This window comes from Burkholderia sp. AU19243 (genome assembly GCF_018148075.1).
Taxonomy (GTDB): Bacteria; Pseudomonadota; Gammaproteobacteria; order Burkholderiales; family Burkholderiaceae; genus Burkholderia; species Burkholderia latens_A.
Genome location: NZ_JAGSTV010000004.1, coordinates 402753 through 421371, shown reverse-complemented (window position 1 = coordinate 421371; position 18619 = coordinate 402753). Strand labels below are relative to the sequence as shown.

Here is an 18619-nt window from a genome sequence, read left to right as displayed (position 1 = left end):
TGCTGAACGTTTGCGGCCGGATCGATCCGGCTGCACCAGCCGCAACGGCCGCAACGGCGGCACGGAGGCGGGCGGCTATGCGCCCGCACTGCGCGCGTCGAGCCGGAACAGGCCCACCGCTTCGGCGAGCCGGTTTCCCTGTTCCTCGAGCGATCGGGACGCGGCGGCGGCCTCTTCGACGAGCGCCGCGTTTTGTTGCGTTACCTCGTCCATTTGCGTGATGGCCAGGTTGACCTGCTCGATGCCGCGGCTTTGCTCGTTCGATGCGGACGCGATCTCGCCCATGATGTCCGTGACCCGCGCGACAGCCTGCGTCACCTGGACCATCGTTTCCCCCGCGCGGCCCGCGAGATGCGAGCCGTCCGCGATCTTCTGCACCGACTGCGAGATCAGTTCGCGAATTTCCTTCGCAGCGCTCGACGAGCGCTGCGCGAGACTTCTGACCTCGCTCGCGACGACCGCGAAGCCGCGCCCTTGCTCGCCTGCACGGGCAGCCTCGACGGCCGCGTTGAGCGCGAGGATGTTGGTCTGGAACGCGATGCCTTCGATGATCCCGGTGATGTCGGCGATCTTGGCGGAGCTCGAGCTGATGTCCGTCATCGTGTCGACCATCGAACCGACGGCCGCGCTGCCGCGCCGCGCGACTTCCGACGCGTCGTTGGCCAACGCGCTCGCCTGCTGCGCGTTGTCGGCGTTCAGCCGCACGGTGGACGTCAACTGCTCCATGCTCGACGCGGTCTCCTGCAGCGATGCGGCCTGCTGCTCGGTGCGCGACGACAGGTCGAGATTGCCGGACGCGATTTCGCTCGCGCCCGTCGCGACGTTGCTCGATGCGGCACGGACCTGCGAGATTAACCGCACGAGGTTTGCCTGCATTTCCCGCATCGATGCGAGTACGCTGCCGCTCGGCGCGGCGCCGCCGGTCGATTCGCCCGCGAGGTCGCCGGCCGCGATCCGGCGCGCGATGTCGCTGAGCGCGGCGGGCTCCGTTCCAAGCGAGCGGATCACGCCGCGTGCGATGACGAGCCCGGCCACGATCGCGCCTGCCGCCGCGGCGACGCAGATCAGCACCAGCAGCAGGCGCTGTGCCGCATAGCGCTCGGCCGACTCGGTCACCAGCTGCGCGGCCCGCGCACGCGTGTACGCCGTATAGGCGTCGGTCGCGGCGACGAGCTTGGCCAGCAGCGGCCGGCACTGTTCGTTGATCATCGTGATTGCCTGATCGCGCCGATTGTTCGCCGCGGCATCGACGATCGCGCGAGCGACAGGACCGTAGCTCGCCTCGATCGTGTCGATTTGTCCAACGAATTCGCGGGCCTTGTCGGTTGCGTCGGTTTGGGCGCCGGCTCCGACGCCGACGGCGAGCCGCAGCTGCGCGAGCACTGCACCGACGTCGCGGTCCGCCTGCAGCGCCGCAGCCTTTTCGAGTTCGACGTCTTGCGGTGAGGTCGCGAGCACGATGTTGCGCGCGGCAATCGCGCGCCGGTCTACCGCGACATGCACCTGATCGGCGAGCGTCGCACGAGCGTTGATGCCGTGCACGTAGTTGGAGAACGTCGCGTTCACGCGGCTGAGCGCCACGATGCCGAGCAGCGATACGAGCAGGACGACACAGGTCAGAAATCCGAACGCGAACATCAGCTTCGCGCGAATCGTGAACGGTTTGTTACGCATCTGGCAATCCTTCGATGTAAATATTGGCTAGCTTTCCTGATTATCCAGACGGTACATTAAGGATTTGCGGCTGTGAATCTCCCAATCGTTTGCGCGCCGCGCGGGCGTCCGTGAACGGCCCGAGCCGCTACGAACGCGCCGTTTGACCGAGCGCTTGCGCTTCCGCCCGGCACACGCGATTTCTGCCCTGGCGCTTCGCCGCATAGAGTGCGAGGTCGGCCTGATGCGACAGCGCGTGCACCGAACGCGGGTGCCCGCGATGCCCGGTCGCGCAGCCGATGCTGACCGTGAACGGCGGAATCGTCGCATCGAAGCCGACGAGCCGGTTCTGTTCGACCGCGCGGCGGACGGCCTCCGCGACTTCCGCGGCACCGTTCTCGTCGGTATCGGGCAGCACCGCGACGAATTCCTCGCCGCCGTAGCGTGCGGCGATGTCGCCGCGCCGCCGCACGTTCGTGCGAATGCATTCTGCGAGAAAGCGCAGCGCGGTGTCGCCTTGCGCATGGCCGTAGCGGTCGTTGTACTGCTTGAAGTGATCGGCGTCGATGAACAGCACCGACAGGCTGCCGCCGCTGCCGCGCTGCAGCCGCTCCCATTCGTCGGCGAGCGCCGCATCGAGCGAGCGGCGATTGTGCAGGCCCGTCAGCGGATCGGTGCGCGTGAGGTCGGTGAGCAGCGCCTGCTTGCGCAGGTTGTCGCGCAGCGCGAACGCGAGCAGCCACACGACCGCGCAGAAGAGCGCGCCGATCACGGACGCCGATACGCCGACCGTCCACGACAGGCGCGTGATGCCGGCCAGCACGTCGCGCTCGGCCGGCGCGACGACGGCGATCAGCGGCGTGCCCGGCACGCGCTGGTACGTGTACAGCCGCACGATGCCGTCGATACTCGAGCGCGCCGCATAGAAGCCCGATTCGCGGCTCACCATCCGCTCGAACGACTTCGACCGGCGCAGCCGCACCATCTGGTGATCGCTCAGCGGCGGATTGCGCGCGAGGATCGTGCCGTCCGCGCGCACGATCGCGCTGACGCCATGCTGCCCGACGTTCAGTCGGGACAGCAGCCGGTCGAAATACGCGAGGTCGACCGCGACGACCGCGATCCCGTCGAACGTGTGATCCGGCCGCTCGATGCGCCGCGACAGCGCAATGGATTCCGTGCCACCGCGCGAACGTGCGCGATACGCTTCGGACACGTAGAGGCCGACGTTGTCCGCATCGCGATGGACCTTGAAGTAGTCGCGATCGCTGAAGTCCCAGTTGTGGGTCGTCCCGCAACAGCCGTCGATCAGTTGCCCGTACCGGTTCGTCACGCCCATGCCGGTCACGTATTGCGCGGCCGTGCGCTCGAACAGCACGTCATGACGCAGCCCTGCGTCCATGCGCACGACCGCGGGGTTGCCGAGATCGGCTGCGAGCGACACCAGCGCGTTGTTGGACGTTTCGACGGTGCGGCCGATCTCGCTGACCAGTACGGCCGCGACGTTGCGCGACGTCTCGTGTGCATGTTCGACGACTTCGCTGCGCGCGGCCCATAACGTTGCAGCGCTGATGCCGAGGGCGGCGAGCGACATCAGCGTACCGATCACGCCGACGATCAGGTGATGGCGCCCGGCCCAGTCGGCAACGTTCTCGATCGAAGTGAATGCAGGCATGCTCGCGCTCGTGCGGGAAGGCCGGCTGCAAGGGCAGCGGCGCGGGTCAAATCCGGGTTAACGGCAGGTACGCCCGGAAATCGAGGTCCGCACGCGACGCGAAGGCAGCGCGGATTCCGCAAACGTGTGCGGCACGGCGCCCGCTGCCGGCGCCGCGCCGTGCAGCGGGGCGACGCACCAGAATTGGGCGCGCCGGCGCGCCGCTTCAGTCGAGCCCGCCCTGGCACAGGTACTTGATCGACAGATAGTCGTCCAGGCCGTAGCGCGAGCCTTCGCGCCCGTAGCCCGACTCCTTCACACCGCCGAACGGCGCGGCCTCGCTCGCGAGCGCGCCTTCGTTGATCCCGACGATGCCGGTTTCGAGCCGCGCCGACACGCGCGCGATGCGCCGCACGTCCTGCGTGTAGAAGTACGCGGCGAGCCCGAACGGCGTGTCGTTCGCTGCGTCGACGGCTTCGTCCTCGGTGTCGAAGCGGAACAGCGCGGCGACCGGCCCGAACGTTTCCTCGCAGCTCAGCTGCATGTCGGCGGTCGCGTCGGCGAGCACGGTCGGCGCGTAGTAGTTCGGCCCGAGTTCGGGCAGGCGCGTGCCGCCCGTCAGCACGCGCGCACCGCGCTCGACCGCGTCGCCGACGTGCCGCGCGATCTTGTCCACCGCGCGCGCGTTGATCATCGGGCCGATCTGCGCGGCCGGGTCGGTTGCCGGCGCGACCTTCAGCGCGGCGACGCGCGCAGCGAGCTTCGCGGCGAACGCTTCGTAGACGCCGGCCTGCACGTACACGCGATTCGGCGATACGCACGTCTGCCCGCCGTTGCGGAACTTCGCGGCCATCAGTCCGTCGACGGCCGCATCGAGCTCCGCATCGTCGAACACGATGAACGGCGCATTGCCGCCGAGTTCGAGCGACAGCTTCTTCAGTGTCGTTGCCGACTCGCGCGCGAGCAGCTTGCCGACGGCCGTCGAGCCGGTGAACGTGATCTTGCGAACGCGGGCGTCGGCGAGCCAGTCGGCCGCGGCGTCGATCCCGCGTTCGCGCGACGCGGCGACCACGTTCAGCACGCCGGCCGGCACGCCCGCTTCCTGCGCGAGAAACGCGAGTGCGAGCGCGGTCAGCGGCGTGTCTTCCGCAGGCTTCGCGACGACCGTGCAACCGGCCGCGAGCGCGGGCGCGATCTTGCGCGCGATCATCGCGAGCGGGAAATTCCACGGCGTGATCGCGGCGACGACGCCGATCGGCTCTTTCACCGCGCTGAGCCGCTTGCCGCGCTGCTGCTGCGGAATCAGGTCGCCGTACGTGCGCGTCGCTTCCTCCGCGAACCACTGCACGTACGACGCGCCGTATGCGACTTCGCCGCGCGCTTCGGCAAGCGGCTTGCCTTGTTCGCGCGACATCAGCTTCGCGAGATCGTCCGTGTGCGCGACGATCGACGCATGCCATGCGCGCAGGATCGCGGCTCGATCGCGCGCGGGCGTCGCGCGCCACGCGGGCAGCGCGCGCACGGCCGCATCGGTTGCCGCGCGCGCATCGGCGGCGTCGCTGTCCGGTGCATGCGCAACGATGTCGAGCGTCGCGGGATCGGTAACGGCGAAGCGGCGGCCGTCGAGTGCGTCGCGCCACGCGCCGTCGATCAGGTTGGCGCGGCGCAGGAGTTCGGTGCGGGTCAGCGTAAGCGGCATGGCAGTTCCTTGGATGAGCGATTCGGCGGCAACGGCGGCGCGGGCGCGCGAGCGCCCCGCGCGGACAGCGGGCTGCCGCGTTGCAGGGTGCCGCGCAGGTGCGTCAGTGACGTTCGCCGAACAGCGATTCGAGCGGATAGTGCCGTTTGACGAACGGCGACTTGATGATCACGTAACTGAAATACTTCTCGATGCCGATGTTCTGCTCGAGCAGCCCTTCGACGATCGTCTGGTAGTGGCTCACGCTGCGCGTGATGAACTTCAGCAGATAGTCGTAGCCGCCGCTCGCGAGGTGGCATTCGACGATCTCGTCGACGTTGCGGATCGCCGCGACGAAACGGTCGAAGTCCTCGCGACGATGGTCGGCCAGCGTGACTTCGGTGAACACGACCTGCACGTCGCCGAGCTTCTCCAGCTGGATGTGCGCGCCGTAGCCGCCGATGTAGCCGGCTTTCTCGAGCCGCTTCACGCGGATCAGGCACGGGCTGGGCGACAGCCCGACCGCATCGGCCAGTTCGACGTTGGTCATGCGGCCGCGCTTTTGCAACTGGGAGAGGATGCGCAGGTCGATGCGATCCAGCTTGCTGTCCGTCATGTTCACGTGAGTCGGAAAAAATGGAATGTCCGGTTACTTTAGAGTCGAACGATGGCCGCCACAAGCCCGGCTTTCCCTTGGCCCGTCAGGCTGCCTGCGCGTGCGCGGCGTCGAGCGCGCGCTGTACGCCCGCATCGGCGAGCACGTCGTCGAGCGTCTTGCGCACGCGTTCGAACATCAGATCGAACTCGCCGGCGGTGAAGCTCAGCGCCGGCGCGAAACCGAGCACGCCGTCGCCGAATGCGCGGAACACCACGCCGTTCGCGTACGCGGCCGCCGCGATCTTGTCGGGCACGTTCAGCGCCGGGTCGAAGCGCGTCTTGTGCGCCTTGTCGGCGACCAGTTCGAGTGCGCCGAGCAGGCCGACCGAACGCGCGTCGCCGACAAGCGGATGCGCGCGCAGCGCATCGAGCCCCGCGGAGAAGCGCGGCGCCAGCGCCTGGCCGTTCGCGAGCAGCCCGCCGTCGTGATAGAGCTTCAGCACTTCGAGGCCGATCGCCGCGCTGACCGGATGCGCGGAATACGTATGGCCGTGGCCGATCACCGGCGAATCGGCGCGGTCGCCGGCGATCCCCTCGTAGATTTCATCGGACATCAGCACGGCGCCCATCGGCGCATAGCCGGCGGTCAGCCCCTTCGCGACGGTCATCAGGTCCGGATCGACCTGCTCGCGCTCGCACGCGAACAGCGGGCCCGTGCGGCCGAAGCCGGTGATTACCTCGTCGGCCACGAACAGGATCCCGAGCCGCCGGCACGCGTCGCGCATCGCCTTCAGCCAGCCGGCCGGCGGCACGATCACGCCGCCGGAACCCTGTACGGGTTCGCAGAAGAACGCGGCGACATTGTCCGCGCCGAGCTCGGCGACCTTTGCGTCGAGCGCGGCGACCGACGCGGCGATCAGCGCCTGCGGGTCGTCGCCGAGCGGATGGCGGTACGGGTACGGCGACGGGATATGGTGCTGGTCGGCGCGCGGCAGGTCGAAATGGCGGTGAAATGCGGGCAGCGCAGTGAGGCCCGCGCCGATCGACGACGAACCGTGATACCCGCGTTCGAGCGCGATCATCTGCTTTTTCGACGGGCGGCCGGTCGCATTGAAATAGTGCGTGATGAAGCGCACCGCGGAGTCGATCGCGTCGGAACCGCCCAGCGTGAAGTACACGCGATTCAGCGACGGCGGCGCAAGCGCCGCGAGCCGCTCGGCCAGTTCGATCGCGGGCTGCGAGCCGAAATGAAAATAGCCGGTCGCGTACGGCAGCTTCGCCATCTGGTCGGCCGCGGCCTTGACGATGCTGTCGCGGCCGTAGCCGACGTTCACGCACCACAGGCCGGAGAACGCATCGAGCAGCGTGTGACCGGCGGCGTCGCGCAGGAATACGCCGTCCGCGGATTCGAGCACGGTGACGCCGCGCGCCTCGTGCGCACGGTAATTGACGACGGGGTGGATCAGATGTTGACGATCGGCTTCGATCAGCTCGGCTCGGTTCATGGCAGGGGGACTCTCGTCGGGTGTCAGCGGTGAGTTCATGCTACCGGGCGGCCGCTGTGCATGCGTTTTCAATTTGCTGCCGGAAACGTACGGACGTGGCGTTTCGACGGGACGTTGCGGCATTTTCTGCTGCGCGCCCGGCCGGGCCGCGCGCGCACGTCAGTAGCCGCGCGTGCGGTCGACGACGCCCACCATCGGCTGCCCCGCGCGATGGCGTGCGAGGTTCGCGAGCACGGCGTCGACCGCGGTGTCGGGTCGCGTCGCGCTCGCGATGTGCGGCGTGATCCGGATGCGCGGATGCGTCCAGAACGGATGACCGGCGGGCAACGGTTCGGGGTCCGTCACGTCGAGGATCGCACTGTCGAGCCGGCCGCTCGCGAGCGCCGCGAGCAACGCGCCTTCGTCGAGCTGCGGGCCGCGTCCGACCTGGACCAGCGACGCGCCGGCCGGCAGCGCATCGAACACGCGCGCGCCGAGCAGCCCGCGCGTGCTGTCGGTGAGCGGCAGCAGGCAGATCAGGATGTCGGTGCGGGCGAGAAACGCGTCGAGGGCCGCGTCGCCCGCGTAGCAATCGACGCCGTCGAGCGTGCGCGGCGTGCGGCTCCAGCCGGCGCACGGGAAGCCGAAGCGCCGCAGCATGTCGAGCACGGCCTGGCCGAGCGTGCCGAGACCGAGCACGCCCACGCGCCGCGACGCGGCCGCGCGTACCGGGTGCTCGCGCCAGCGTTGCGCGCGTTGCTGCCCCGCGTAGTCGAACAGGTCGCGATGGATCGTCAGCACGGCCTGCGTCACGTATTCGACCATGCCCTCGACGATGCCGGGCTCGATCATCCGCACGACCGGGATGTGCGGGGGCACGCGCGACAGGTCGAACTGGTCGATGCCGGCGCCGACCGAGAACACGACCTCGAGGTTGGGCAGCAGCGTGGCCGGATCGTCGGGCGGCTGCCATGCTGCGAGGTAGCGGACCGCTTCAGGATCGCCGACGTCCGGCCAGATCCGGAACGGCAGGTCGGGCGCCTGCAATGCGAAGCGCTGCGCCCATTGCGCGCCGCGCACCGGGTCGGCCTTGTAGAGAAAGCTCATCGTGCGCGCCGCTCAACCGAGTGCCTGGTTGACGATCGCGAACGTGCGCAGCGCCGGGTCGCCGGCGGGCGCCGTGCCGCGCGCCATCGCGACGACGGTGTCGACGCGCGGCAGCCCGAGCCCCTGCAGCCAGTCCGACAGCCCGCTGTCGCCCGGCACGTCGAGGCGCACGAACATTCCCTCGTGCAGCGCGAGCCAGTGGCTGATCAGCGCCTGCGCGCGCAGCGCGTCCGGTGCGACGACCGGGCCGATCACGTGGCCGCGGCCGAAGCGGCGGAACAGCGCGAAGCCGAGCAGTTCGCCGTCGCGATCGAGCGCGATCCCGTTCGCGACGTCGAGGAGCGCGTCGATCACGGCTCCGCGCCCGTAGCCGGCCGCGCGCGAGGCGAGCGCGGCGAGGCGCGGCCCGTCGTTGGTGCCGAGCGGGCGCAGCCGCTCGCCCGGGGCCAGCGAGATCAGCGGCGGCTGGAAGGCCGCGCCCTGGTGCTGGTCGATCGTGCCGATCGCGTCGAACCCGAATTTGACATACAGCGGCTCGCCGGATGGCGTCGCGTGCAGGAAAATCGTGCGCGCACCGAGGCTGTCGACGACGCGCGCGAGCAGCTCGCGGCCGATGCCGCGGCCCTGGCGCTCGGGCGACACGATGACCATGCCGAGCGACGCGTGTGCATCGTCGAAGCGCCAGCCGAGCGCGGTGCCGACGATTCCCGATTCGTCTTCGGCGACGAAGCCGCTGCCGAGCTGGAATGCGAAGCGCCAGTCGTCGAGCCGGTGCGGCCACTTGACCGCTTGCGACAGGCCATGCGCGGCGGCCAGGTCGGTTTCGGCGAACGGGCGATAGGTAAGCGTGCTGGAAGAATTGAGGTCGGACACGCCGGACTCCGGATGGGTAGGAACGATGCACTCACTCTGCCAGCGCAGTGGCGGCGCGGATAGGACGATTCGCCTGTTTTCAGGCCGCGGCCGCCACCCGCGCGCGTTCGACGCAAACCCGCTGGTTGGGCGCGCACGAACGCGCGGTTCGTGCCGTCACGGCCCGTCAATCCGACAGCGCCTGCTGTGCGAATGTCACTACGATGAAGTCACGGCATCGCCGTCGCTTGCCGGCGGGCGGCCCTGGCGCCGTCCAGCTCGGCGATGCGTGGCGGCCCGGCCGCGCCGGCGGGGTCGCGCCGCACATCGTGCTGCACACGCCGGGCAACTTGCGGCGATCGTGCGTTTTGAGCGGCGCCGAACGATGCGCGCACGGTTTTTTGCCCTGATTCAATTTCGTTGAACCCAGCCCGTCCCCGGCCCTGCCGGGGCTTCACACCGACAGGACGTCACCATGATCCAGTTTGAACCGAAGTTCATCACCTTCGACTGCTACGGCACGCTGACCCATTTCCGGATGGCCGAGACGGCGCGCGAAATCTATGCCGACCGGCTGTCGCCGGCGGCGATGGAGGCATTCGTCCGTGCGTTCGCTGCGTATCGGCTCGACGAGGTGCTAGGCGCATGGAAGCCGTACCGCGCCGTCGTCGTCAACGCGGTCCGCCGCACCTGCGCGCGCATCGGCGTGACGTTCGACGAGGCCGAGGCCGAACGCTTCTATCACGCGGTGCCGACGTGGGGCCCGCACCCGGACGTGCCGGCCGGCCTGTCGCGGCTCGCGAAGAAGTACAAGCTGGTGATCCTGTCGAACGCAATGGACGACCAGATCATGAGCAACGTCGACAAGCTCGGCGCGCCGTTCCACGCCGTGTTTACCGCGCAGCAGGCGCAGTCGTACAAGCCGCGGATGCAGGGCTTCGAGTACATGTTCGACAAGCTCGGCTGCAAGCCCGAGGACGTGCTGCACGTGTCATCGAGCCTGCGCTACGACCTGATGACGGCCGAGGATCTCGGGATCAAGCACAAGGCGTTCGTCAATCGCGGCCACGAGCCGGGCACGCCGTTCTACAACTATTACGAAGTGTCGGACATCGGCCAGCTCGCGACGCAACTGGGGCTGTAAGCCGGCGGGGGCGCGTGCGCCGATCGTCGCGACCGGGCGCGGCCGCGATGCCGTCGGCGCCCGCCGCGACGCATCGCACGCGCCGTCACGCGTTCGATCAGCGCACGAAACGAGGGTAATTACCGATATTGAGCGGTTCAAGGCCCGGCGGCGCGGGCCGATATATGTACCGAACGGTTAATATCGAGAGGCCCTCGCATGAAGTTGTCCACGAAACTGCTGATGCTTGTCGCCGCGGCGCTGCTCGGCGTCGTCCTGCTCGCGGCGTTGTCGCTGCACACGCTGCGCGACGCGCTGATCGACAGCCGCCGCGAAGAGATCGTCATTCTGTTGACCAAGGCCGAGCATCTGGTCGATTCGTATCGCGCGCTGCAGGCGAGCGGCACGCTGACGCGCGAGCAGGCGCAGCAGCAGGCGAAGGCCGCGTTGTCGGCGCTTAACGCAAATTCGAAGAGCTACTTCTGGGTCACGACGTCCGACGGCGTCAACCTCGTGCATCCGAACGCGAAGTTCATCGGCACGCGTGCAAAGGGCAACCGCACGACCAGCGGCCTGACCGACAGCGAAGCGTACCGCGCGGGAATGGCGCAATCGCATTTCGCGCTGGTCGACGTGCTGATCAAGCGCAGCCCCGACGCGGACCTGGAGCCGAAGCTCCAGGGCGTGGTCGCGATTCCGGACTGGGACTGGTGGATCGGCACGGGATTCTTCTACGACGACATCAACGCTGCGTTTACGCGGCTCGCGATGGTGCTGGGCGCGATCACGCTCGTCATCGCGGTGGCGCTCGCGGCCATCGCATGGGGCGTGCTGCGCAGCGTGAGGCGCACGCTGGGCGGCGAACCCGCGCAGGCGGCGCAGATCGCGGCCCGCATTGCCGCCGGCGAGCTGGACGTGCAGTTCGATACGGCGCACGCCGCGCCCGGCAGCCTGCTCGTTGCGCTCGGAGACATGAAGGCGCGACTGACCGACACCATCGCCGACATCCAGACCACCACCCACTCGATCGCCACCGGCACCGGCGAGATCGCGCAAGGCAACCTCGATTTGTCGCAGCGCACGGAGCAGCAGGCCGCATCGTTGCAGGAAACGGCCGCGAGCATGGAACAGATCACGTCGACGGTCAAACAGAACGCGGACAACGCGCGCCAGGCGAATGCGCTCGTGACGCACGCGAAAGAGGCGACCGAACTCGGCGGCGCGGCGGTGCAGGAGGTCGTCGAAACGATGCGGCAGATTGCCGACGGATCGGTGCGAATCGCCGACATTACCGTCGTCATCGAGAGCATCGCGTTCCAGACCAACATTCTCGCGCTGAACGCCGCAGTCGAAGCCGCGCGAGCCGGCGAGGAAGGGCGCGGGTTCGCCGTCGTCGCGTCGGAGGTGCGTTCGCTCGCGCAGCGCAGCGCTGCCGCGGCGAAGGACATCAAGGGGCTGATCGAGGCGTCAGTCGAGCAAGTCGGCAGCGGCAGCCGGCTCGTCGAGACGGCCGGCGCGCGCATGACGGAGATCGTCCGGTCGATCGATCGCGTGGCCGACATCATGGGCGAGATTTCCGCGGCGTCGGCCGAGCAGAGCACCGGCATCGAACAGATCGGGCGTGCGGTTGCGCAGATGGACGAAGTCACGCAGCAGAACGCCGCGCTCGTCGAGCAGGCCGCGGCGGCTGCGTCGTCGCTGGACGAGCAGGCCGCGCGTCTGCGGGCCGCCGTGTCGGTGTTCCGGCTGGCCGCGTGACGGGCGCGTGCCGGCCGCTCGCGGCGGCGCGTTCTTTCCCGCGCGGGCCGGGGGGGGGGGCGAGTGACGCGTCGGCGCGTCGGTGCGACGGTGCGACGGTGCGACGGTGCGACGGTGCGACGGCGACGGCGACGGCCGAGGCGTCGCACCGAATCGAGGCGCCTGGCGGTTGTCACACGCGGCGCACTATCGGCGGGCGGTATGGCCTGCACGCTGCCGGTTCCCGGTCTGACTCGCTGACCGGTTCGCCAACCGATTCCGGGCCCATTTCGGTCGCATCCCGAGTCGATCCCGGGCGCGATTCCCGAGCGACTCCTGGCTAGTCCCGAGCGATTTGCGAGACGTTTTCCGGAGCCGTTTTCCAGAGCCGTTTTCCAGAGCCGTTCCCCGAGCCGATTCCCGAGCCGATTCCCGAGCCGATTCCCGAGCCGATTCCCGAGCCGATTCCCGAGCCGATTCCCGAGCCGATTCCCGAGCCAATTCCCGAGCCAATTCCCGAGCCAATTCCCGAGCCAATTCCCGAGCCGCTTCCCGCCCGTTCCCAACCGTTTCCCGGGCGATTCCCTGACCGACTCCCATCCGCCTCGCCCCTGTCCCGGCCATCTCTCCCGGTCCTCACACGAAGCCTGCGCGATCGCGCGGCAATCCTCCGAGCTTTGCGCGCGTGGCGCCACCGCGACCGAGGCCCGCCAGCCCATCCACGCGCGACCGCGAGCCGCGCCCCGCCGCGCATTTCGACCTGAGCCGGCACCCGCACGCCCGTTCGACGCAAACGTGCGGTTTGCGCGAGTCAAACGCGCGCCGGATGCCGAACGGGCAATTTTGTCGGCGCAATCTGCGGCGGCCGCGGCTTTACGATTTCCTGCATCGGCATCGCATGTGCAGCCGCCGCGCCCACGCGGCGCGCCAATGGCGGCACGTGCGCGGGCGCAGCAATTCATGCTGCGCGGGCGGCCCAAAACGGTCGATTCGTATGGTGCGGGCCGCCCGAATCGCGACAAACCGCATTTTGGCGATGCTTAAATGAATTGCATGACGACGTTGCGGCCGCCACCAGCACGCGGGCGCGGCGGGATTCGACAACGATGCTGGACCCAAGGACCCACTTTCCACAGTCAGGAGCAGTTCGGATGAACGACGATATCGACAACGGCGGCGGCAACGGCGGCTTCACGCGCCGCGACATGATGCGGGTCATGGCGGCAAGCGGCATGATGGCCGCCGGCGCCGGCGGACTGCTGATGAACCCCGGTACGGCCTTCGCCGCGCCCGCGCCGAAACGCGGCGGCAAGATCCGGGTTGCGAACGAATCGAGTTCGACGGCCGACACGCTGGATCCGGCGAAGGGCTCGACGGGCGCCGACTACATCCGTTTCTTCATGTTCTACAGCGGCCTCACGCAGCTCGACGCGAGCCTCACGCCGCAGATGAATCTCGCCGAGTCTCTGCAGACCTCCGACGCGAAGACGTGGATCATCAAGCTGCGCAAGGGTGTCACGTTCCACGACGGCAAGCCGGTCGGCCCGGCCGACGTCGTGTATTCGCTGATGCGCCACAAGAACGCGGCCACCGCATCGAAGGTCAAGCCGCTCGCCGACCAGTTCGTCGACGCGAAGGCAAGCGGCCCCGACGAAGTCACGTTGACGCTTGCGAGCGCGAACGCGGACCTGCCGGTGATTCTCGCGACGCCGCAGCTCGTGATCGTCAAGGACGGCACGACCGATTTCAGCAGCGGCATCGGCTGCGGCCCGTACAAGCTGAAGTCGTTCAAGCCGGGCGTATCGACCGTCGGCGTGCGCAACGACAGCTACTTCAAGCCGGGCAAGCCGTATCTCGACGAGATCGAGCTGATCGGCATCAGCGACAGCGCCGCGCGCCTGAACGCGCTGCTGTCGGGCGACGTGCACCTGATCAACGCGATCGATCCGCGCTCGACGCAGCGGGTCGCGTCGACGGCCGGCTATGCGCTGAAGGAAACCAAATCGGGCCTCTATACCGACCTGATCATGCGCAGCGACAACCCGATCGTGTCGAATCCCGATTTCGTCGAAGGGATGAAGTACCTGTTCAATCGCGAGCAGATCCGCTCGGCGGTGTTTCGCGGCTACTCGGTGATCGGCAACGACCAGCCGATTCCGCCGGGGCATCGCTACTTCAACGCGTCGGTGCCGCAGCGGCCGCACGATCCGGACAAGGCGAAATTCCTGTTCCAGAAGGCCGGTGCGCTGGGTGCCGCGCTGCCGCCGATTTACGCGACGTCCGACGCGAACGGGTCGATCGAAATGGCCGTGCTGCTGCAGCAGGCCGGCCAGAAGATCGGGCTGAACGTGCAGGTCAACCGCGCGTCGCCCGACGGCTACTGGTCGAACCACTGGATGAAGCACCCGCTCACCTTCGGCAACATCAACCCGCGCTCGAGCGCCGACGTGCTGTTCACGCAGTTCTTCAAGTCGGATGCGCCGTGGAACGAGTCGGGCTGGAAGAATGCGAAGTTCGATCAGCTGCTGCTCGCCGCACGTTCGGAAACCGACGACGCGAAGCGCAAGCAGATGTACGGCGACATGCAGGTGATCGTGGCGCAGCAGGGCCGCGTCGGCATTCCGGCCTTCATCAGCTTCCTCGACGGCTACGACAAGCGGCTGGCCGGTCTCGGTTCGATCCCGACCGGCGGGATGATGGGCTTCATGTTCGCCGAGAACGTGTGGTGGAACGCATGACGTTGTCGTTGGCCGCCGCGCGGCCGGTGCGGGCCACCGCACCGGCCACGCGCGGTTTTTTCGGGAGTGCCGCTCCATGAACCGAGTTCTCATTGGCCTGATCGGCCGGCGCGTCGCGATCACCGCGCTCACGCTGCTGATCGTGTCCGCGATCATCTTCACGATCACGAACCTGCTGCCGGGCGACGCCGCCCAGGCGGCGCTCGGGCAGTCGGCGACGCCTGAGACGATCGCCGCGCTGCGCCAGCAGTTCGGCCTCGACATGCCGGCTCACGTACGCTATCTGCACTGGCTCACCGGCCTGTTGCACGGCGATTTCGGCCGGTCGCTGTCCGGCGACATGCCGGTGTCGGAAATGATCGGCGGGCGCCTGCCGAAATCGCTCACGCTCGCGGCGATCACGACCGCCGTGTCGGTGCCGATCGCGCTGTTGCTCGGGATCCTCGCGGCAGTCAAGCGCGAGTCGGCGATCGACCGCGTGATCAGCCTCGGCACGCTGTCGCTGGTCGCGACGCCGGAGTTCCTGATCGCGACGGTCGCCGTGCTCGTGCTGGCGGTGAAGCTGCACTGGCTGTCCGCGTTGTCCTACAGCGGGCCGATCGAAAGCGTGCACGATTTCCTGCGCGCGTACGCGATGCCGGTGCTGACGCTGTGCGCCGTCGTGATCGCGCAGATGGCACGCATGACGCGCGCCGCGGTGATCGAGCAGTTGAGCGCGTCGTATGTCGAGATGGCCGTGCTCAAGGGCGCGAGCCCCGCGCGCGTCGTGCTGCGCCATGCGTTGCCGAACGCGATCGGCCCGATCGCCAACGCGATCGCGTTGAGCCTGTCGTATCTGCTCGGCGGCGTGATCGTCGTCGAGACGATCTTCAACTATCCGGGGCTCGCGAGCCTGATGGTCGACGCCGTCAGCAATCGCGATTTCCCGCTGGTCCAGGCGTGCACGCTAATCTTCTGCGTCGCTTACCTGACGCTCGTGCTGTTCGCCGACCTGTGCTCGATCGTGTCGAACCCGCGACTGCGCACCTGAGTGTTTGGTCTTTCTTCCGAGATGCCGCCCATGCAACCGATCGAACCCGTACAACGCAGCAGCGCGCTGCCGCCATCCGGCGACCCGCCCGTCGGGCGGGGCAGCGTGCCGCCTGCCGCGCCTGCCCCCGACCAGCCGCGCAAGCGCCGCGGCCCGCGCATCGCACTGACGGCCGGCGGCCGCGCCGGCCTGTCGATGGTCGGCCTGATGCTGTTCGTCGCCGCGTTCGCGCCGCTGCTCGCGCCGCACGACGTCGGCGCGATCGTCACGCCTGACGTGTTCGCGCCGTTCAGCGCGAAGCTCCCGTTCGGCTCGGACATCCTTGGCCGCGACATGCTGAGCCGGATCCTGTACGGCACGCGGCTGACCGTGCTGCTCGCGCTCGCGGCAGTGCTGCTCGCCGCGCTGACCGGCACGACGCTCGGTCTGCTCGCGACCGTGTCGGGCCGGGCGGTCGACGAAACGATGAGCCGGCTGCTCGATGCGCTCACATCGATTCCGTCGAAGATGTTCGCGCTGATGTTCGTCGCCGCGTTCGGCTCGTCGCTGCCGTTGCTGGTCCTCACCGCGGCGGTCAGCTACATGCCCGGCTCGTACCGGATCGCACGCGCGCTCGCGATCAACATCAGCACGCTCGAATTCGTGCAGGTGGCGAAAGCGCGCGGCGAGAGCGCGCTGTACATCGCGTGCGTCGAGATGCTGCCGAACATGATTCATCCGATGCTCGCCGATACCGGATTGCGCTTCACGTTCGTCGTGCTGCTGCTGAGCGGCCTGAGCTTTCTCGGGCTCGGCGTGCAGCCGCCGTACGCGGACCTCGGCTCGCTCGTACGCGAGAACATCGCGAGCCTCGGCGACGGCTCGGCCGTCGCGATCATGCCTGCGGTCGCGATCGCGATCCTGACGGTGGGCGTCAACCTGTTGATCGACGGCCTGCCGCATCGCGGCCGCCGCAAGGGCGCGGCTCCGGCCGCGGGAGAACACTGATGCGAGATCAATCGACTCCGCTCGTCGAGGTGCGCGGGCTGCGCGTCGTCGGCGGCCGCCCGGGCGGCGCGGAAACGACGATCGTTCATGACGTCGACTTCGACATCGCGCGCGGCGAGGTGCTCGCGCTGATCGGCGAATCGGGCTCCGGCAAGACGACGATCGCGCTGTCGCTGATGGGCCATGCGCGCACCGGTTGCCGGATCGCCGCCGGCTCGGTGAAGATCGGCGGCACGGACGTCTGCACGCTGTCCGCGCAGGGCCTGACCGCACTGCGCGGCCGCAAGGTCGCGTATATCGCGCAGAGCGCAGCCGCCGCGTTCAACCCGTCGCGCACGATTCTCGACCAGGTGATCGAGAGCGCGCTGATCCACAAGACGATGTCGAAGCGCGACGCGCAGGCGAAGGCGGTCGAGCTGTTCCGCGCGCTCGCGCTGCCGGAGCCCGAGACGATCGGCGCGCGCTATCCGCACCAGGTGTCGGGCGGCCAGCTGCAGCGGCTGATGGCCGCGATGGCGCTGATCACCGATCCTGAACTCGTGATTCTCGACGAGCCGACCACCGCGCTCGACGTGACCACGCAGATCGACGTGCTGCAGGCGTTCAAGAGCGTGATCCGGCGCTGCGGGATGAGCGCGGTGTACGTGTCGCATGATCTGGCCGTGGTCGCGCAGATGGCCGACCGGATCGTCGTGCTGAGCGAAGGCGTGATCCGCGAGACCGGCGGCACCGAACAGATCCTGCACGCACCCGCGCATCCGTACACGCAAAGCCTGATCGCGGCGGTCACGCCGAACGGTGCGCAGCGCGACGAAAAACCGGCGCCGGCCGAACCGGCGCCGCTGCTCGACGTGCGCGGCGCGGTCGCCGGCTACGGCGGCCGGACGGCGAAGGGCTGGCCCGCGAAGCTGATCCTGCACGAAGTCGACTTGCGGATCGGGCGCGGCCAGACGGTCGGCGTGATCGGCGAGTCGGGCTCCGGCAAGACGACGCTCGCGAAAGTGATCGCCGGTCTCGTGCCGGCGACGGCCGGGCAGATCCTGCTCGACGGCGAGCCGCTCGCGCTCGATGCGGCCAAGCGCACGAAGGAGCAGCACCGTCGCGTGCAGATCGTGTTCCAGAACGCGGACACCGCGCTCAATCCGGTGCATACCGTCGAGCGTACGCTCGCGCGGCCGCTCGCGTTCTATCACGGGATCAAGGGCGCGCGTGCGCGTCGGCGCGTCGCCGAACTGCTCGACCTCGTGCGGCTGCCGCAGGCGGTCGCCGCGCGGCGCACCGGAGAGTTGTCCGGCGGGCAGAAGCAGCGCGTGAACCTCGCGCGCGCGCTTGCCGCCGAGCCGGACCTGATCCTGTGCGACGAGGTCACGTCCGCACTCGACACCGTGGTCGGCGCCGCGATCATGGATCTGCTGCGCGATCTGCAGGCGAAACTCGGCGTGTCGTACGTGTTTATCACGCACGACATCGCGAAGGTCCGCGCGATCAGCGACGACATCGTCGTGCTGTACGCGGGCCGGCGTGTCGAAACCGGTAGCCGCGATGCGCTGTGCGCGCCGCCTTATCACCCGTATTCGCATCTGCTGGTGTCGTCGGCCCCTGAACTCCGCGCGGGCTGGCTCGACGATGCGGCCGAGCGTTGCCGGCGGCCGCTGGCGCCGATCGGCGAACGCGCCGACGACGCGCAGCTGTGTCCGTTCCTGTCGCGCTGCGCGATGCGCGTGGACGGCGTGTGCAACCGGACGGCCCCGGCGCTGCGCACGCTCGGCAACGGTGCGCAGGTGCTGTGCCACCGCAGCGAGGAAGACCTCGCACGTTTCCAGGCCGGCCCGGTTCAGGCGAGCACGGCGCCGGTGCAGCCGGTGCAGCCGGTGCGGCTGTAATGCAGGCGATCGTTCGTTCACGGCGTGCTCGCGTGTACCGGCGATCGGCATTGCGCATAGTGTGCTGCGGCAGTCGAACAAAACAGCGAATTGCAC

General features: G+C 68.5%; 13 protein-coding genes. 6 read left to right on the top strand and 7 right to left on the bottom strand.

Annotation, left to right across the window (positions count from 1 at the left end):
- Positions 1–75 precede the first annotated feature (75 nt).
- From KDW55_RS10665 to KDW55_RS10635, 7 genes are all read right to left on the bottom strand, one after another.
- The gene (locus KDW55_RS10665) at positions 76–1674 is read right to left on the bottom strand and encodes a methyl-accepting chemotaxis protein (protein WP_069242386.1); all 1599 of its coding nucleotides are present in this window, start codon (positions 1672–1674) and stop codon (positions 76–78) included.
- 127 nt (positions 1675–1801) lie between these two features.
- Positions 1802–3328, bottom strand: coding sequence for a GGDEF domain-containing protein (locus KDW55_RS10660; RefSeq protein ID WP_059545531.1), 1527 nt, complete (start codon positions 3326–3328; stop codon positions 1802–1804).
- Positions 3329–3533: 205 nt separating this feature from the next.
- Complete coding sequence (locus KDW55_RS10655) at positions 3534–5006, bottom strand: NAD-dependent succinate-semialdehyde dehydrogenase (RefSeq protein ID WP_212160705.1); 1473 nt, start codon at positions 5004–5006, stop codon at positions 3534–3536.
- A gap of 103 nt (positions 5007–5109) precedes the next feature.
- A complete protein-coding gene (locus tag KDW55_RS10650; RefSeq protein ID WP_006749694.1) occupies positions 5110–5601 on the bottom strand; it encodes a winged helix-turn-helix transcriptional regulator in 492 nt (163 codons plus the stop codon).
- 85 nt (positions 5602–5686) lie between these two features.
- Positions 5687–7087: an aspartate aminotransferase family protein gene (locus tag KDW55_RS10645; RefSeq protein WP_212149195.1), complete on the bottom strand. Its 1401-nt coding sequence runs from the start codon at positions 7085–7087 to the stop codon at positions 5687–5689.
- A 159-nt stretch (positions 7088–7246) separates the two neighbouring features.
- Entirely contained in the window at positions 7247–8173 is a 927-nt protein-coding gene (locus tag KDW55_RS10640; RefSeq protein WP_038571939.1) for a glyoxylate/hydroxypyruvate reductase A, read from the bottom strand.
- Between the two features lie 12 nt (positions 8174–8185).
- Positions 8186–9046: a GNAT family N-acetyltransferase gene (locus KDW55_RS10635; RefSeq protein ID WP_059545523.1), complete on the bottom strand. Its 861-nt coding sequence runs from the start codon at positions 9044–9046 to the stop codon at positions 8186–8188.
- Between the two features lie 454 nt (positions 9047–9500).
- Between KDW55_RS10635 and KDW55_RS10630 the strand changes: the two genes are divergently transcribed.
- From KDW55_RS10630 to KDW55_RS10605, 6 genes are all read left to right on the top strand, one after another.
- Positions 9501–10169: a haloacid dehalogenase type II gene (locus KDW55_RS10630; RefSeq protein ID WP_212197947.1), complete on the top strand. Its 669-nt coding sequence runs from the start codon at positions 9501–9503 to the stop codon at positions 10167–10169.
- A 198-nt stretch (positions 10170–10367) separates the two neighbouring features.
- Entirely contained in the window at positions 10368–11906 is a 1539-nt protein-coding gene (locus KDW55_RS10625) for a methyl-accepting chemotaxis protein (protein ID WP_209825916.1), read from the top strand.
- Between the two features lie 1130 nt (positions 11907–13036).
- The gene (locus KDW55_RS10620) at positions 13037–14623 is read left to right on the top strand and encodes an ABC transporter substrate-binding protein (protein ID WP_212197946.1); all 1587 of its coding nucleotides are present in this window, start codon (positions 13037–13039) and stop codon (positions 14621–14623) included.
- 76 nt (positions 14624–14699) lie between these two features.
- On the top strand, positions 14700–15653 hold the full coding sequence (locus KDW55_RS10615; protein WP_059545518.1) for an ABC transporter permease: 954 nt from the start codon (positions 14700–14702) through the stop codon (positions 15651–15653).
- A 30-nt stretch (positions 15654–15683) separates the two neighbouring features.
- Positions 15684–16640 carry an ABC transporter permease gene (locus tag KDW55_RS10610; protein ID WP_212197945.1) on the top strand — a complete coding sequence of 319 codons (957 nt, stop codon included), beginning with the start codon at positions 15684–15686 and terminating at the stop codon, positions 16638–16640.
- The gene (locus KDW55_RS10605) at positions 16640–18523 is read left to right on the top strand and encodes an ABC transporter ATP-binding protein (RefSeq protein ID WP_212160706.1); all 1884 of its coding nucleotides are present in this window, start codon (positions 16640–16642) and stop codon (positions 18521–18523) included. Before KDW55_RS10610 ends, KDW55_RS10605 begins: the two co-directional genes overlap by 1 nt.
- The last annotated feature ends 96 nt before the right edge of the window (positions 18524–18619 follow it).

Coding starts and splice junctions, on each gene's coding strand:
- KDW55_RS10665 (WP_069242386.1), bottom strand. CDS start 1,674: ATGCGTAACAAACCGTTCACGATTCGCGCGAAGCTGATGTTCGCGTTC.
- KDW55_RS10660 (WP_059545531.1), bottom strand. CDS start 3,328: ATGCCTGCATTCACTTCGATCGAGAACGTTGCCGACTGGGCCGGGCGC.
- KDW55_RS10655 (WP_212160705.1), bottom strand. CDS start 5,006: ATGCCGCTTACGCTGACCCGCACCGAACTCCTGCGCCGCGCCAACCTG.
- KDW55_RS10650 (WP_006749694.1), bottom strand. CDS start 5,601: ATGACGGACAGCAAGCTGGATCGCATCGACCTGCGCATCCTCTCCCAG.
- KDW55_RS10645 (WP_212149195.1), bottom strand. CDS start 7,087: ATGAACCGAGCCGAGCTGATCGAAGCCGATCGTCAACATCTGATCCAC.
- KDW55_RS10640 (WP_038571939.1), bottom strand. CDS start 8,173: ATGAGCTTTCTCTACAAGGCCGACCCGGTGCGCGGCGCGCAATGGGCG.
- KDW55_RS10630 (WP_212197947.1), top strand. CDS start 9,501: ATGATCCAGTTTGAACCGAAGTTCATCACCTTCGACTGCTACGGCACG.
- KDW55_RS10625 (WP_209825916.1), top strand. CDS start 10,368: ATGAAGTTGTCCACGAAACTGCTGATGCTTGTCGCCGCGGCGCTGCTC.
- KDW55_RS10620 (WP_212197946.1), top strand. CDS start 13,037: ATGAACGACGATATCGACAACGGCGGCGGCAACGGCGGCTTCACGCGC.
- KDW55_RS10615 (WP_059545518.1), top strand. CDS start 14,700: ATGAACCGAGTTCTCATTGGCCTGATCGGCCGGCGCGTCGCGATCACC.
- KDW55_RS10610 (WP_212197945.1), top strand. CDS start 15,684: ATGCAACCGATCGAACCCGTACAACGCAGCAGCGCGCTGCCGCCATCC.
- KDW55_RS10605 (WP_212160706.1), top strand. CDS start 16,640: ATGCGAGATCAATCGACTCCGCTCGTCGAGGTGCGCGGGCTGCGCGTC.